Origin of the sequence: Streptomyces sp. NBC_00820, assembly GCF_036347055.1 — a bacterium.
Taxonomy (GTDB): Bacteria; Actinomycetota; Actinomycetes; order Streptomycetales; family Streptomycetaceae; genus Streptomyces.
In genome coordinates, this window is the sequence record NZ_CP108882.1 from 1,902,715 (window position 1) to 1,916,674 (window position 13,960).

General features: G+C 73.7%; 8 protein-coding genes. 3 read left to right on the plus strand and 5 right to left on the minus strand.

The genetic code is table 11. The annotated features are described in order from the left end of the window. Window positions 1–52 precede the first annotated feature (52 nt). The 3 genes from OIB37_RS08740 to OIB37_RS08750 all read right to left on the minus strand — a co-directional run bounded on the left by OIB37_RS08740 (window position 53) and on the right by OIB37_RS08750 (window position 4,731). On the minus strand, window positions 53–2,119 hold the full coding sequence (locus OIB37_RS08740; RefSeq protein ID WP_330456964.1) for a tetratricopeptide repeat protein: 2,067 nt from the start codon (window positions 2,117–2,119) through the stop codon (window positions 53–55). A 236-nt stretch (window positions 2,120–2,355) separates the two neighbouring features. After that, window positions 2,356–2,982, minus strand: a complete 627-nt coding sequence (locus OIB37_RS08745) for an NUDIX hydrolase (protein WP_330456965.1) — start codon at window positions 2,980–2,982, stop codon at window positions 2,356–2,358. 99 nt (window positions 2,983–3,081) lie between these two features. Then, complete coding sequence (locus OIB37_RS08750; RefSeq protein WP_330456966.1) at window positions 3,082–4,731, minus strand: CTP synthase; 1,650 nt, start codon at window positions 4,729–4,731, stop codon at window positions 3,082–3,084. 557 nt (window positions 4,732–5,288) lie between these two features. On the opposite strand from OIB37_RS08750, the gene OIB37_RS08755 reads away from it, so the two are divergent. The 3 genes from OIB37_RS08755 to OIB37_RS08765 all read left to right on the plus strand — a co-directional run bounded on the left by OIB37_RS08755 (window position 5,289) and on the right by OIB37_RS08765 (window position 10,308). Then, window positions 5,289–7,091, plus strand: coding sequence for a glycoside hydrolase family 15 protein (locus tag OIB37_RS08755; RefSeq protein WP_330461797.1), 1,803 nt, complete (start codon window positions 5,289–5,291; stop codon window positions 7,089–7,091). Window positions 7,092–7,213: 122 nt separating this feature from the next. Beyond that, complete coding sequence (locus OIB37_RS08760; RefSeq protein ID WP_330456967.1) at window positions 7,214–8,596, plus strand: FAD-binding oxidoreductase; 1,383 nt, start codon at window positions 7,214–7,216, stop codon at window positions 8,594–8,596. Window positions 8,597–8,646: 50 nt separating this feature from the next. Further along, window positions 8,647–10,308, plus strand: coding sequence for a PucR family transcriptional regulator (locus tag OIB37_RS08765; protein WP_330456968.1), 1,662 nt, complete (start codon window positions 8,647–8,649; stop codon window positions 10,306–10,308). A gap of 185 nt (window positions 10,309–10,493) precedes the next feature. On the opposite strand, the gene OIB37_RS08770 is transcribed toward OIB37_RS08765, so the two are convergent. Beyond that, a complete protein-coding gene (locus OIB37_RS08770) occupies window positions 10,494–11,630 on the minus strand; it encodes a glycosyltransferase family 4 protein (RefSeq protein ID WP_330456969.1) in 1,137 nt (378 codons plus the stop codon). Between the two features lie 467 nt (window positions 11,631–12,097). Further along, the gene (gene recN, locus OIB37_RS08775; RefSeq protein ID WP_330456970.1) at window positions 12,098–13,840 is read right to left on the minus strand and encodes a DNA repair protein RecN; all 1,743 of its coding nucleotides are present in this window, start codon (window positions 13,838–13,840) and stop codon (window positions 12,098–12,100) included. Between the last annotated feature and the right edge of the window lie 120 nt (window positions 13,841–13,960).

Genomic DNA, 13,960 nt, shown 5'->3' on the forward strand with positions numbered 1-13,960 from the left:
GCGGCAGAGCCAGTTTAATGAAGGTGTTCCGCGTGTCTAGCCTTTCATTGCATCAATCTTCATCAGATGTTCTGCGGATTTCGCAGGCATCCTCGGCTTCACTCCCGCAGACCTCGTCCTCCGGGGCCTCTTCGTCCAGCATGCGCTCCGCCGCGACGCGGTGCAGGCGGGCGGCGACGGGGTCGCCGAGGCGGTCCAGAGTGTCGGCGAGCCGGAGCGAGAGCGCGGCCTGGAGCCGGGTGTCCTCGGCCCGCCGCGCCCACTCGATCGCCTCCCGGCAGGTCGCCAGCGACTCCGCGGGGCGCCCCGCGTACTCCTGGACCCGCGCCAGCTCGCTCAACGCGCGCGCGTGGGCGGCGACGTCACCCTCCTTGCGGTATCCGGCGACGGCGGCCCGCCAGTTGCGCAGCGCCTCGCCGTAGCGGCCCGCGTAGGTGTGGGCGGTGCCGATCCGGCCGTACAGCCGGGCGGCCTGCGCCCGGTCGTCCCGGGCCAGCCGGTCGGCGAGGGCGCGGCCGAACCAGTCGGCGGCCCGGTCGTAGTCGTCCAGCTCCTGGTAGGCGCCGCCTACGGATTCCATCGCGCGGCCGGTGGCGTACGGGTCACCGGCCTCGCGTCCGGCGTCCAGCGCGGCCCGGTAGCGGACGAGCGCGTCCCGGGTACGGCCGGTCTGGGCGTCCAGGTCGCCGAGGTTCAGCAGGGCCGCGGCCCGCTCCCGGGGCAGCCCGCGCCGCTCGGCGACGTCGAGGACGAGACTGTGGACGCCGTACAGGTCGGGCGCGGCGGCCTGGGTGCCGACGTGCGCGACCAGGGCCCTGACCAGCTGGGACATCAGCCTGCGGGCGAGGGTGTCCAGCTCCCCGTCGGCCACGGCGAGCCGGACGGCGGCCAGCAGCGCGGGGCGGCGCACGTTCAGCCACTCGGCGGCGGCCCGGGGGGTGGGGAAGCGCAGCGCCGGGGGCAGGGACTGCAGCTTCTCCCGGGCCTGCGGGCTGTCGGTCTCGGTGATCGCCCGGCAGGACTGCAGCAGCCGCACATCGCGTTCGAGCAGGCGGGCGCGGGCCAGCTGGAGTTCGCCGGGCCGCTCCTGGCTCTCGGCGAGGGCGCGCAGCAGGGGGTGCAGGCAGCCGGGGACGTCGTACTCGGGCAGGGGGGACTCCACGGCCCGGAGCAGGCCGAGGGAGACCAGCTCGTCCAGCGTGCCGCGGGCGGCGTTCACCGAGCAGCCGGCCAGTGCGGAGGCGGTGTGCGGGTCGATCAGCCCGGCCGGGGCCTGGGAGAGCAGTCGCAGTATCCGGGCGGTCTGGCCGGGCAGCTGGTCGTGCACGAGCCGGAAGACACGGGCGAGCGGGGCGGCGTCGGCGCCGTCCTCGGCGTCCTTGTGCAGGCGCTTGGCCAGGTCGGAGACGGCCGCCTGGGGCCGGGAGGCGAGCCAGCCGCCGGCCAGGGTGAGCGCGGCCGGCTGGCCCTGGCAGGCCTCGGCCAGGGTCTCGGCGGCACGAGGGTCGACGGTGATGCGGACCGAGCCGGTGTAGCGGGTGAGGAGTGCCACCGCCGACTTGGTGTCCAGGCCGCCGAGGGTGCAGGGGCGGACGTCGGAGATGCCGGTGAGCGGCCCGCCGGAGACGGCGACCACCAGGCAGTCCGGGGCGTCCGGCAGCAGCGCGTCGACCTGGTCGGCGCTCGCCGCGTCGTCCAGCAGGAGCAGGGACCGGCGCCCGGCGAGGGCCTCGCGCAGCGCCTCGGTCAGCTCGTCCTCGGCGGCCCCGGCGGGGGCCGGCGCCGCCAGCGCGGTGAGGAGTTCGCGGGCGGTGCGCTCGACCGGTACGGGGGTGCCGTCGGGCTCGCTGAGCCGGGCCCGCAGCACTCCGTCGGGGTAACGCTCCGCCACCTGCCGTACGAGCTCCTCGGCGAGCGCGGTCCGGCCGGAGCCGGGACGGCCCGCGACGAGGAGCACGCGGGCGCGGGGCGCCTTGCGGCCGGCGAGGGTGTCCAGTCCCGTGCGCGCGATGTCGGCGCGCAGCTCCTTCAGCTCGCGTGTGCGGCCGAGGAACCGGCCCTCCGCGACCGAGTGTCCCGACAGCCGCACGCCGCCTGCGTCCACCGCCTGATCCGTCACGGGCCACACTCCCGTCCCACCGCACGCGCAAGCCCGCCGGGTCTCCGGTGCGGGCGATCAGAGCCTAGTTCACGCTCTGCGACGTTCCCGGCGGAGCACGGCGGGCACATCCCCCGATCGGATCAGGCGATGGTCACACCAATACGCCGACGGCGGGCGGGGGTACCTCGGACGGCGGAGTCCGGACGCTTCGGGCGGCGGAGTCCGGTCGGGTCAGGAGGCGGAGGCCGGACGCTTCAGGAGGCGAAGGGACGCGCGGGCCACGGGGCGTCGGCCGGGCGCAGGGCGTCGACGCCGTCCCCGGCGCGGGTGGCGACCAGGGCCAGGACGCCCACCACGAGGCAGTTGTTGTGCACGTCACCGGCGAGCACCAGGCGCACCAGCTCGTCGACCGGCACGCGCGCGTACGCCATGTCGGTCTCCTCGTGCTCCGTCACGAACCGCTCGCCCTCGGCCTCGGACAGATCGCGGGCGAGGAAGATCCGTACGGCCTCGTCGCAGCCGCCGGGCGTGGTGTACACGTCGGTCAGCACCCGCCAGTCCCCCGCCTTGACGTGCGCCTCCTCGTACAGCTCGCGCTGGGCGGCGTGCAGCGGGTTCTCGCCGGGCACGTCGAGCAGGCCGGCCGGGATCTCCCAGAGCTTGTGCCGGACGGGGTGGCGGTACTGGTTGATGAGCAGGACCCGGTCCTGCTCGTCGAGGGCGAGGACGGCGACCGAGCCGGGGTGCACCTGGTAGTCGCGGCGGACCACCGAGCCGTCGGGCATGACCACGTCGTCCGTGCGCACGGAGGTCTTGTTGCCCGTGAAGGGGGTCTCCGTCGCCCGGATCTCCCACTCCTCGGGGGTGTCCTTGATGGTCATGCCCTGTCCTTCCACACGCTTTCGAAAAAGACCGGCTCAGACGAAACCGGGGTGCGCACCTTCGCAGGTCCGCACCCCGGCCACCGTACAACTGGTGTGTTACTTCGACGTCTTCCGCTCGACGGCGGCCTTCACCAGGCCGGCGAACAGCGGGTGCGGGCGCGTCGGCCGCGAGCGCAGCTCGGGGTGCGCCTGCGTGGCGACCAGGTAGGGGTGGACGTCACGCGGGTACTCGACGTACTCGACGAGCTTGCCGTCCGGCGAGGTGCCCGAGAAGAGGATGCCGGCCTTCTTCTCCAGCTCCGCGCGGTAGGCGTTGTTCACCTCGTAGCGGTGACGGTGGCGCTCCTCGACGTACTCCTTGCCGTCGTACACCTCGCGGACGATGGAGCCGTCGGCCAGCTTCGCCGGGTACATGCCCAGACGCATGGTGCCGCCCAGGTCGCCCTCGCCGGAGACGATGTCGAGCTGCTCGGCCATCGTGGAGATGACCGGGTGGGCGGTGCCCGGGTCGAACTCGGTGGAGTTGGCGTCCGGGATGCCGGCGAGGTTGCGCGCGGCCTCGATCACGACGCACTGCAGGCCGAGGCAGAGACCCAGCAGCGGGATCTTGTTCTCACGGGCGTACTCGATGGCGCCGACCTTGCCGGAGACACCGCGGTCGCCGAAGCCGCCCGGGATGCAGATGCCGTCGACGTCGCCGAGCACGGCGGCGGCACCGGCCGGGGTCTTGCAGTCGTCCGAGGTGACCCACTTGATCTTGACGCGGGCCTTGTTGGCGAAACCGCCGGCGCGCAGCGCCTCGGTGACCGACAGGTAGGCGTCGGGCAGGTCGATGTACTTGCCGACCAGGGCGAGGGTGATCTCGTGGTCGGGGTTGTGGACGCGGTCGAGCAGGTCCTCCCAGGTCGTCCAGTCCACGTCACGGAAGGACAGGTCGAGCTTGCGGACGACGTAGGCGTCCAGGCCCTCGGAGTGGATGACCTTCGGGATGTCGTAGATCGAGCGGGCGTCGGGGCAGGCCACGACGGCGGCCTCGTCGACGTCGCACATCAGCGAGATCTTGCGCTTGATGGCGGTGGGGACCTCGCGGTCGCAGCGCAGCACGATCGCGTCGGGCTGGATGCCGATGTTGCGCAGCGCGGCGACGGAGTGCTGGGTCGGCTTGGTCTTCAGCTCGCCCGAGGGGCCGATGTACGGCAGCAGCGAGATGTGCACGACGAAGACGTTGTCGCGGCCGACCTCGTGGCGGACCTGGCGGACGGTCTCCAGGAACGGCAGCGACTCGATGTCGCCGACGGTGCCGCCGACCTCGGTGATGACGACGTCCACCTCGTCGGTGGCCATGCGCCGGATGCGGTGCTTGATCTCGTTGGTGATGTGCGGGATGACCTGGACGGTGTCGCCCAGGTACTCGCCGCGCCGCTCCTTGGCGATCACCGTGGAGTAGACCTGACCGGTGGTGACGTTGGCGGAGCCGTCGAGGTCGCGGTCGAGGAAGCGCTCGTAGTGACCGATGTCCAGGTCGGTCTCGGCGCCGTCGTTGGTGACGAACACCTCACCGTGCTGGAAGGGGTTCATCGTGCCCGGGTCGACGTTCAGGTAAGGGTCGAGCTTCTGCATCACGACGCGCAGGCCGCGGGCCTTGAGCAGCATGCCCAGGCTGGAGGCGGTGAGGCCCTTGCCGAGCGAGGAGGCGACACCCCCGGTGACGAAGATGTGCTTGGTCGTCGTGGATTTGGGCGTCATGGCCAAGAGGGGGCTCCCGTGGTCGCTGTCTGTGATGCGGTGCGGCTGCCGGCCCGGAGGATCATGTGTTTCCTCGCGGGGCGCCGTCGCTGCGGTTCGGGGGTTTTTCCGGCCCACCGTCCACGGGCTACCAGGGTATCAGCGCCCGGAGGGGATGGCTTCCGGCCACGCTCCGTGCCCGTGTCGGCACGGCTCCCGGCGGTGGCGCGGGCCCCCGCGGCGCCCCGGGCGGGCACCGGCGGCGGGCCCGCGGACCTTCACCCGATGCTCACTCGTTCGGCCCACACGGGTTGCCCGGAGGGGCGCGCAGATCATCTACGTGCGTCGTATCCTGCTCGGACACTCGCTGCCGAGCCCGCCGGACGACGGCACACCCCCGCCCACTCACCCGGAAACGCGAGGGCGCGGCAGTTCGTTGAGCAAGGACTGTCGTGTTGCCTCAGGGCTCGGCGGCTGCTTTGCTTCACCGCTCAACGACGCACAACAACGACCCCTTGACCGCACCAAGCGACAGCCCCCTGCGCGGGGGTGACGTGGCCGTTCGACTGGAGTTGCACGTGGCCGGGCGCATCGAAGACTACGCACTCATCGGAGACATGCAGACCGCCGCACTGGTCTGCCGGGACGGCACGGTGGACTGGCTGTGCCTGCCCCGCTTCGACTCGCATGCCATCTTCGCCGGTCTGCTGGGCACCGAGGAACACGGCTTCTGGCGGCTCGGTCCGGCGCACGCGGCCGACTCGCCGCCGCCCGCGGCCACCCGGCGCACCTACCGCGGCGACTCGCTGATCCTGGAGTCGGAGTGGGACACCCCGCGCGGCACCGTGCGCGTGACGGATTTCATGCCGCCTCGTGACGGCGCCCCGCAGCTGATCCGGATCGTGGAGGGCGTCACCGGCCGGGTCCCGATGCGCTCGGAGCTGCGGATGCGGTTCTCCTACGGCCGCGTGGTGCCGTGGGTGCACAAGCACGACAACCGGACCGTGGCGGTCGCCGGGCCCGACTCCGTGTGGTTCGACACGGACGCCGAGACCTACGGCAAGGACCTGACGACGTACTCCGACTTCACGGTCGGCCCGGGTGAGCGGGTGGCGTTCACCATCTCGTGGCAGCCCTCGCACAAGGAGCCGCCGCCGCTGCCCGAGCCGGAAGCCGCGCTGGAGGCGACGGAGGAGTTCTGGCGCGACTGGGTGGAGCAGTGCACGTACCACGGGCCGTACCGCGAGGCGGTGATCCGCTCGCTGATCACGCTGAAGGCGCTGACGTACGCCCCCACCGGCGGCATCGTCGCGGCTCCCACCACCTCGCTGCCCGAGGACATCGGCGGGGTGCGCAACTGGGACTACCGCTACACCTGGCTGCGTGACGCGGCGATCACCCTGTCCTCGCTGCTGCGCACCGGCTACCGCGACGAGGCCCGCGCCTGGCGCGAGTGGCTGCTGCGCGCGGTCGCGGGCGACCCGGAGAACCTGCAGATCATGTACGGCATCGCCGGCGAGCGCGAGCTGGGCGAGGCGGAGCTGGACTGGCTGCCCGGATACGAGAACTCCAGGCCCGTACGGGTCGGCAACGGCGCCGCCCACCAGCTCCAGCTGGACGTGTACGGCGAGGTCACCGAGGCCCTGCACCTGGCGCACATGACGGGTCTGGCCCGCAACGACTACGCCTCCCTGCTCCAGCTGAAGCTGATCCGCTACCTGGAGGACCACTGGCAGGAGCCGGACGAGGGCATCTGGGAGGTGCGCGGCCCGCGCCGCCAGTTCGTGCACTCCAAGGTGATGGCCTGGGTGGCCGTGGACCGCACCATCAAGCTGATCGAGTCCGGTGCGGTGGACGGTCCGCTGGAGCGCTGGAAGGAACTGCGCGACGAGATCCACCGCGAGGTGTGCGAGAAGGGCTACGACAAGGAACGCAACACCTTCACGCAGTACTACGGCTCCAAGGAGCTGGACGCCTCGCTGCTGCTGATCCCGCAGATGGGCTTCCTGCCGCCGGACGACAAGCGGGTGATCGGCACCATCGAGGCGATCCAGCGCGAGCTGTCCACGCCGGACGGGTTCATCCTGCGCTACCCGACCGACGGCGAGCACGCGGGCGTCGACGGTCTGCCCGGCGACGAGGGGGCCTTCCTGGCCTGTTCGTTCTGGATGGCGGACGACCTCGCGATGATCGGCCGCGTGGACGAGGCCCGCCAGCTGTTCGAGAAGCTCCTCGCGCTGCGCAACGACCTCGGACTGCTCGCCGAGGAGTGGGACCCGCGCCTGCAGCGCCAGGTCGGCAACTTCCCGCAGGCCTTCAGCCACGTCCCGCTGATCGACACCGCGCTGCGGCTGACCGCCTCGGGCGCGTACGGCGGCTGAGCGCGCCGGTCCGTGGCTCACGGGCCCTGCCGGACGGGGGCGTCGCACCGGCTGACCGCCCCCGTCCGGCACTTTAGGCTTGAGGCGGACATATGCCCCGTTTTCTTCGGAAGGGGGCGGCCATGGCTCGCCTCTCGAAGGCGCACGCGGCCCTCGCCGCGCTGCGTGAGGATCTGGCCGGCGATGTGCTCGCCCCGGGGGACGCGGGCTACGACGAGGCCCGTGCCGTCTTCAACGCGATGATCGACCGGCGCCCGGCCGTGATCGCCCAGTGCGCGAACGCCGCCGACGTGGTCCGTGCGGTGCGCTTCGCGAGAGAGCTGGACCTCCCGGTCGCGGTGCGCGGCGGCGGCCACAGTGTGTCTGGTACCGCCCTGGGCGACGGCGCGCTCGTGGTGGACCTGCGCCGGATGCACCGGGTGACGGTCGATCCGGCGGCCGAGGCGGTCCGGGTCGAGGGCGGGGCCACGATGAGCCATCTGGACCGGGCCACCGAGCCGTACGGTCTCGCCACGACCGGCGGCCGGGTCTCGACCACCGGCGTCGGCGGCTTCGTCCTCGGCGGCGGCACCGGCTGGCTGGACCGCGTCTTCGGGCTCGCCGTCGACAACCTCCTGGGCGTGGAGCTGGTGACCGCGGACGCGCGGCGGGTGCACGCGAGCGCCGACGAGAATCCCGAGCTGTTCTGGGCGCTGCACGGCGGCGGCGGCAACTTCGGTGTCGCCACCGCGCTCACCCTGGAACTGCACGAGCTGCCGGAGTTCTCCATCGCCCTGCTGCTGTACCCGCCGGCCGCCGGCCCGGACGCGGTCCGCGCCTTCCGCGAGCTGATCCGCACCGGCCCCGACGAGGTGGGCGGGGCCGCGCTGTACATCACCGGGCCGCCCGAGGAGTTCGTCCCGGAGCACCTGGTGGGGCGGCTGGTGTGCGGGGTGCTGGCGACCTACGCGGGCGGCGAGGAGGAGCTGCGCAGGCTGGCCGGGCCGCTGCTGGCGCTGCCGCACGAGGGCGAGGTGGTCGGGACGCTGCCGTACGCGGACGTGCAGTGCATGATCGACGATCCGCCCGGGATGCGGAACTACTGGTCGGCCGAGTACCTGACCGGGCTGCCCGACGCGTGGGTGGACCTGTACTGCGCCCGGGCGGAGAGCATGCCCGTTCCGACCCCCACCCGGCATGTGCTGTTCCCGCAGGGCGGGGCGATCGCCGCCGGTCCGCACACGTACCCGGTGCCCTACCGGGACGCCCCCTGGGTGGTGCATCCCTTCGGTGTCTGGGAGGACCCGGCCGACGACGAACGGGCGGTCGCCTGGGTGCGGGACGTCCGCGCCGACGCGCGTCCGTGGCGGACCGGGGACGTGTACCTGAACTTCATCGGCGACGAGGGCCCCGAGCGGGTGAGCGCGGGGATGGGCGCCGGGAACATGCTGCGGCTGGAGAAGGTGAAGCGGGCGTACGACCCCGACAACGTGTTCCGCTTCAACCACAACATCCGGCCCCTGTAGCGGGCGGCCGGAGCTGTCGTCGGGACGTTCTCGCAGGTAGCGTCCGCTGCATGGACAGCGGTACGGCGAGCGGAGCCGCCACTCAGGATGCCGGGATCACGGTCCGGCGGGCCCTGGAGCTGCCGGGGCTGCGCAGCGGGCTGCCGGAGATCCTGGCGGGCGCCGACCGGCTGGACCGCACCGTGCGCTGGGTGCACGCGGGCGAGGTGCCGAACATCGCGTCGCTGCTCAAGGGCGGCGAACTGCTGCTGACCACCGGCTACGGCGTGGGCACGCGCCCGGCGGAGCAGCGGGCGTTCGTGCGCACGCTCGCCGAGCGGGGCATCGCGGCCCTGGTGGTGGAGCTGGGCCCGCGCTTCACCCGGCTGCCCGCGGCCCTGGTGGACACCGCGCGCGGCGCCGGGCTGCCGCTGGTGCAGCTGCACCGCGAGGTGCCGTTCGTGGCCGTCACCGAGGAGATCCACACCGAGATCGTCAACGGGCACTACGCGCTGCTGCAACGGGCGGAGGAGGTGCACCGGCGGTGCACCGAGGCGCTGCTGGGCGGGGGCGGGGTGCCGCAGGTGCTGGACATCCTGGCCGGCTTCAGCGCCAACCCGGTGTTCCTGGAGACGGCGGACGGCCGGCTGCTGTACGCCGCCGGGCCCGGCCCCGAGGGCGCGGATCCGCTTCAGGTGTGGGAGGGACTGCGGGGACCGCACAAGGACGTGCCGCCGCTGGCCGGTTCGGTGCTCGTGGACGTGCCGGGCGGCGGGCCGGGCGGCGGCCCCGGTGCGGGGCCGGGGGCGGTGCGGGCCCGGCTGGTGCTGCTGCCGGTGCGGGCGCCGCTGGCTCCGGTGCACCGGATCGCCGCCGAGCGGGCCGCGGGGATCCTGGCCGTGGTGCTGATGCAGGCCCGTCAGGAGGAGGAGCTGGCGGCGCGCGGCCGGGGCGATTTCCTCACCGACCTGGCCGAGGGCCGGATCACCGCCGAGGCCGCCCCGGCGCAGGCCCGCGTCCTGGGCTTCAAGCCCGGCGACAGCCCGCTGCTGCCGGTGGTCATGCGGGTCGGGGATTCCCTCTCGCCGGGCGGGGGCTGGGCGGTGCTGGCGCGCGCGGTGGGCGAGGAGCTGGCCGCGGTGGGGGTGCCGGTGCTGCTGGGCGTGCGGCCGGTCGAGGGCCGGGTGCCGGTGCTGCTGGGGCTGCGCGCGGAGGCGGAGCGGCCGGCGGTCGCCGACCGGGTGGCGGCGGCCCTGAGGGCGGGTGTGGAGCGGGCGGGGATGCGGCGCCCCGGTTCCCCGCCGCCGGTCGTGGTGGTCGGCGTCGCGGGCGGGTGGGCTGCCGCGTCGGCGGGGCTGCGGCACGCGGCGGAGACGGCGGCCGCGGCGCAGGGGCTGCCCGACCGGCCCTGGTACGACGCCCGCCGCCTCGACACCGATCTGCTGCTGTGGCGGCTGCGCGGCCACCCGGACCTCGCGGCCTTCGTGGACCGGGCGATCGGCCCGCTGCGCGACCACGACCACCGCGCCAAGCCGCCGCTGCTGCCCACCCTGGAGACCTACCTCGCCCACGCGGGCCGCAAGGCCGAGACCGCCCGCGAACTGCACCTCAACCGCCAGACCCTCTACAACCGGCTCGCCCGCATAGGCGAGTTGCTGGGCACCGACCTCGACGACCCGCAGACGGTCCTGGCGTTGAGCCTCGCCCTGCGCGCACGCCGGCACGTGCCGTAGGACGACCTGGGGCCTGGCGCTCTAGGGGGTGTCGTTTGGATCAGTTCGGGTCCGCGACGCCCGGCACGGCACGTCGCCGCGTTGTCGGATCAGCCGAGTACGTCCGGTACGCGGCAGATCCTCCGCCTTGCGAGGCACCGCACCGGACGCCGCGGCCTGATCCGACCTGATCCAAACGACACCCCCTAGGCCAGCGGTCTGGGCTGGGTCAATTCGTCGTACACGCTGAGGACTTGAGCCACCGCCTCGTCCTCGGTCGGCCAGCCGGCGGCCTGTCGCGCGCCCCGCTCCCGGAGCAGTTCGAGCCGCCCGGGGTCCGCGAGCAGTCGTACGACCGTGTCCGCGAGGGCCTTCGCGTCTCCGTACGGGACGAGCTCGGCCCCGTCGCCGACGAGGTCCGGGACTCCCCCGACAGCGGTGGCGACGAGCGGCACGCGCGCGTGGAGCGCTTCCTGGGCCAGCACGGAGCGGGACTCCCACCTGCTGGTCAGCAGCGCCAGATCGGCGGCGGCGAGCAGTTCCGGCACGTCGTCGCGGGTGCCGAGGAGCCGGACCGGCAACTCCTCGTCCTCGATCCGCCGTTGCAGCTCCGGCCGCAGCGGCCCCTCCCCCGCGACGACGACCAGCGGCATCGGGTCCAGTGCCCGCCAGGTCCGGGCCGCGTCCAGCAGGACGTCGTAGCCGCGGTGCCGGTCGAGGGAGCCGACCGCCATGAGCAACGGGCGTCCGATGGCGCCGAGTTCGGCCCGGATCTTGGGGCGCAGCCGGTCGGGGTCGTCGGCGTCGGCCGGTTGGCGCCGGCCCGGCAGGGCCACGGCGCCGAGCCGGGCGTCCCGCGCGCCCGTGCGGCGGGCCCGGTCCACCAGGTCGGAGGTGGTGCCCAGCACCACGGCGGCCGTCCGCGCCACGCGCCGCTCCAGCAGGCGCAGCAGATGGGCCCGCGCGCCCTCGGCATGTGCCCGGTTGTGCCAGGTGACCACCAGCGGGGTGGTGCGGCCTCCGAGGGCCAGCACGGCGCGGAAGGAGGCGTGCAGCCCGTGCGCGTGGACCAGGTCGGCGTGGGCGCAGGCCGCCCGGAGCGCGGCCACGGAGGCCGGGTCGCTGCTGCGGGGGACGTGGACGTGCTCGGCGCCGGCCCCGGTGAAGTCGTAGGCCCGGTCGGCCTCGGCGGGAGCGCACACGGTGACCCTCACGCCCCGGGCGACGAGCCCGTCCGCCAGGGAGCGCACGTGCGCGCTGCTGCCGGCGTTGCCCCCGCCCAGCACCTGCACGGTGCGCAGCGGCGACAGGCCGTGCGGTGCGTTGCTGCTCACGGGGCTCACGGGGCCGGGGCTCCTGGCTAGGCGCGGGAAGGACACGAGGGAACGTACAGAAGGTAGCGGGCAAAAAGAGGGGGAAGGACGTACCGCGCGCGCCTCTCGCGCGGACCGCGTTCCCTGCCAAGCATGCCAGGACGTACGGCCGTTCCGGGAAACGCGGGGAGTGGCACAGCGCGGCAGGCGGGGGCAATGCGCCGCAGCACGTCACTCACACGGGTGAAGCAATGCCCTGCCCGGCCGAACGGCGTCGCACCCGTACCGCGAGGTCAGCGGCGCGCAGGGGCCGCGCCCGTGCCCTCACCCGGTCCTCGCACGCGCCGTACGCCCACGCGATCCCGGCAGCCGGCGACGGCCACCGACACGACGGCACGGCCGAGGACGGCACGCGCGCCCACCGGCCGCACAGGACGGGGCGGCACAGTCCCGTGGTTCTCGTGGTTCTCGTGGTACTCGCAGCTCTCGCAGTTCTCTTAGTTCTCGCCCCGGGCCGTGGCCAGCAGTTCCTCCGCGTGGGCCCGGGCCGTCTCGGAGTCCTCCTGGCCGGCCAGCATCCGGGACAGCTCGCGGACGCGTTCCTCGCCCTCCAGGACCTTCACGCCGGACCGGGTGACCGTGCCGTCGTTGGTCTTCTCGACCAGCAGCTGCCGGTCGGCGAAGGCGGCGACCTGGGGAAGGTGGGTGACGACGACGACCTGCGCGGTCCGGGCGAGCTTCGCCAGGCGGCGTCCGATCTCGACCGCGGCCTTGCCGCCGACGCCGGCGTCGACCTCGTCGAAGAGATAGGTCGGCACCGGGTCGGTGCCCGCGAACACGACCTCCACGGCGAGCATCACACGGGACAGCTCACCACCGGACGCGCCCTTGGCGATGGGCCGCGGCGGGGCGCCCGGGTGCGGGGCGAGCAACAGCTCGACCTCGTCCACGCCCGAGGGCCCGTAGGCGACCGTGCGGCCGCCGACCTCGACGCCTTCGGGGTCCTCGGTCTGCCGGATGTCGAAGGACACGCGCGCGTGGGGCATCGCCAGCGAGGCCAGCTCTGCGGTCACGGCGGCGGCGAACCGCTCCGCGGCCTCCGTCCGGGCGTCCGTCAACGCCTGTGCCAGACCGCCCAGTTCGGCACGGAGTACGTCCCGTTCGGCGGCCAGTTCGCCGATCCGCTCGTCGTCGCCGTCCAGCTCGGTCAGCCGCGCGGCGCTCTGCTCGGCCCAGGCGAGGACGGCGGCGACGTCGGCGCCGTACTTGCGGGTGAGGGCGGTCAGCGCGGCCCTGCGCTCCTCTACGGCTGCGAGCCGCCGCGGGTCGGCGTCCAGGTCGTCGGCGTACCCGGCCAGCTCACCGGACACGTCACCGAGCAGGATCCCGATCTCGCCGATCCGGTCGGCGAGCACGGCCAGCTCGGGGTCGTGGGAGCGGACGGCCTCCAGGGCCCGGTGGGCGCCCGCGACGAGCGTCGCGGCGTCGATCCCCTCGGGGTCCTCGGGGTCTCCGGCGAGCGCGCCGTGCGCGGCGGTCGCGGCGGACGACAGCGCCTCGGCGTGCCCGAGCCGCTCCGCCTCCTCCGCCAGCTCGGCGTCCTCCCCGGCGCGCGGCTCGACCCCGGCGATCTCGTCGAGGCCGTAGCGCAGCATGTCGGCTTCCTGGGCACGCTCACGCGCGCGCGTGACGATCTCCTCCAGCTCGGCGGAGACGGCCCGCAGCCGCCGGTAGGCCTCGGTGTACTCGGCCAGCGGCTTCGCGACGGCGGCCCCGGCGTACCGGTCGAGCGCCTGCCGCTGCCGGGACAGCTTCAGCAGCCCCTGCTGGTCGGTCTGCCCGTGTACGGCCACCAGGTCGTCGGCCAGCTCGGACAGCAGCCCCACGGGCACGCTGCGCCCGCCCAGGTGGGCCCGCGACCGGCCCTCGGCGGAGACGGTGCGGCTGATCAGCAGGGCACCGTCGTCCAGCTCGGCCCCGGCCTCCTCGGCCCGTAGGACGGCGGCGGCGTCAGCGGGTACGGCGATCCGCCCCTCGACCACCGCCTTCTCGGCCCCGAGCCGCACGAGCGCCGGGTCGGCCCGGCCGCCGAGCAGCAGGCCCAGGCTCGTGACCACCATGGTCTTGCCCGCACCTGTCTCACCGGTGACCGCGGTGAACCCCGGCGACAGCTCGACGACGGCATCGTCAATGACCCCGAGCGACCGTATCCGCATCTCCTCCAACACGGAACAGACCATACGAGGTCCAGGGCGGTGAGCGCACATAGGGCGCCGATGTCACTCCGAGGGGGTCCCCTCCAAGGGGCCCCCTCCAAGGGGGGCCACCCCTGAGGGGGGCCACCCCGAGGGGCGCGCGCA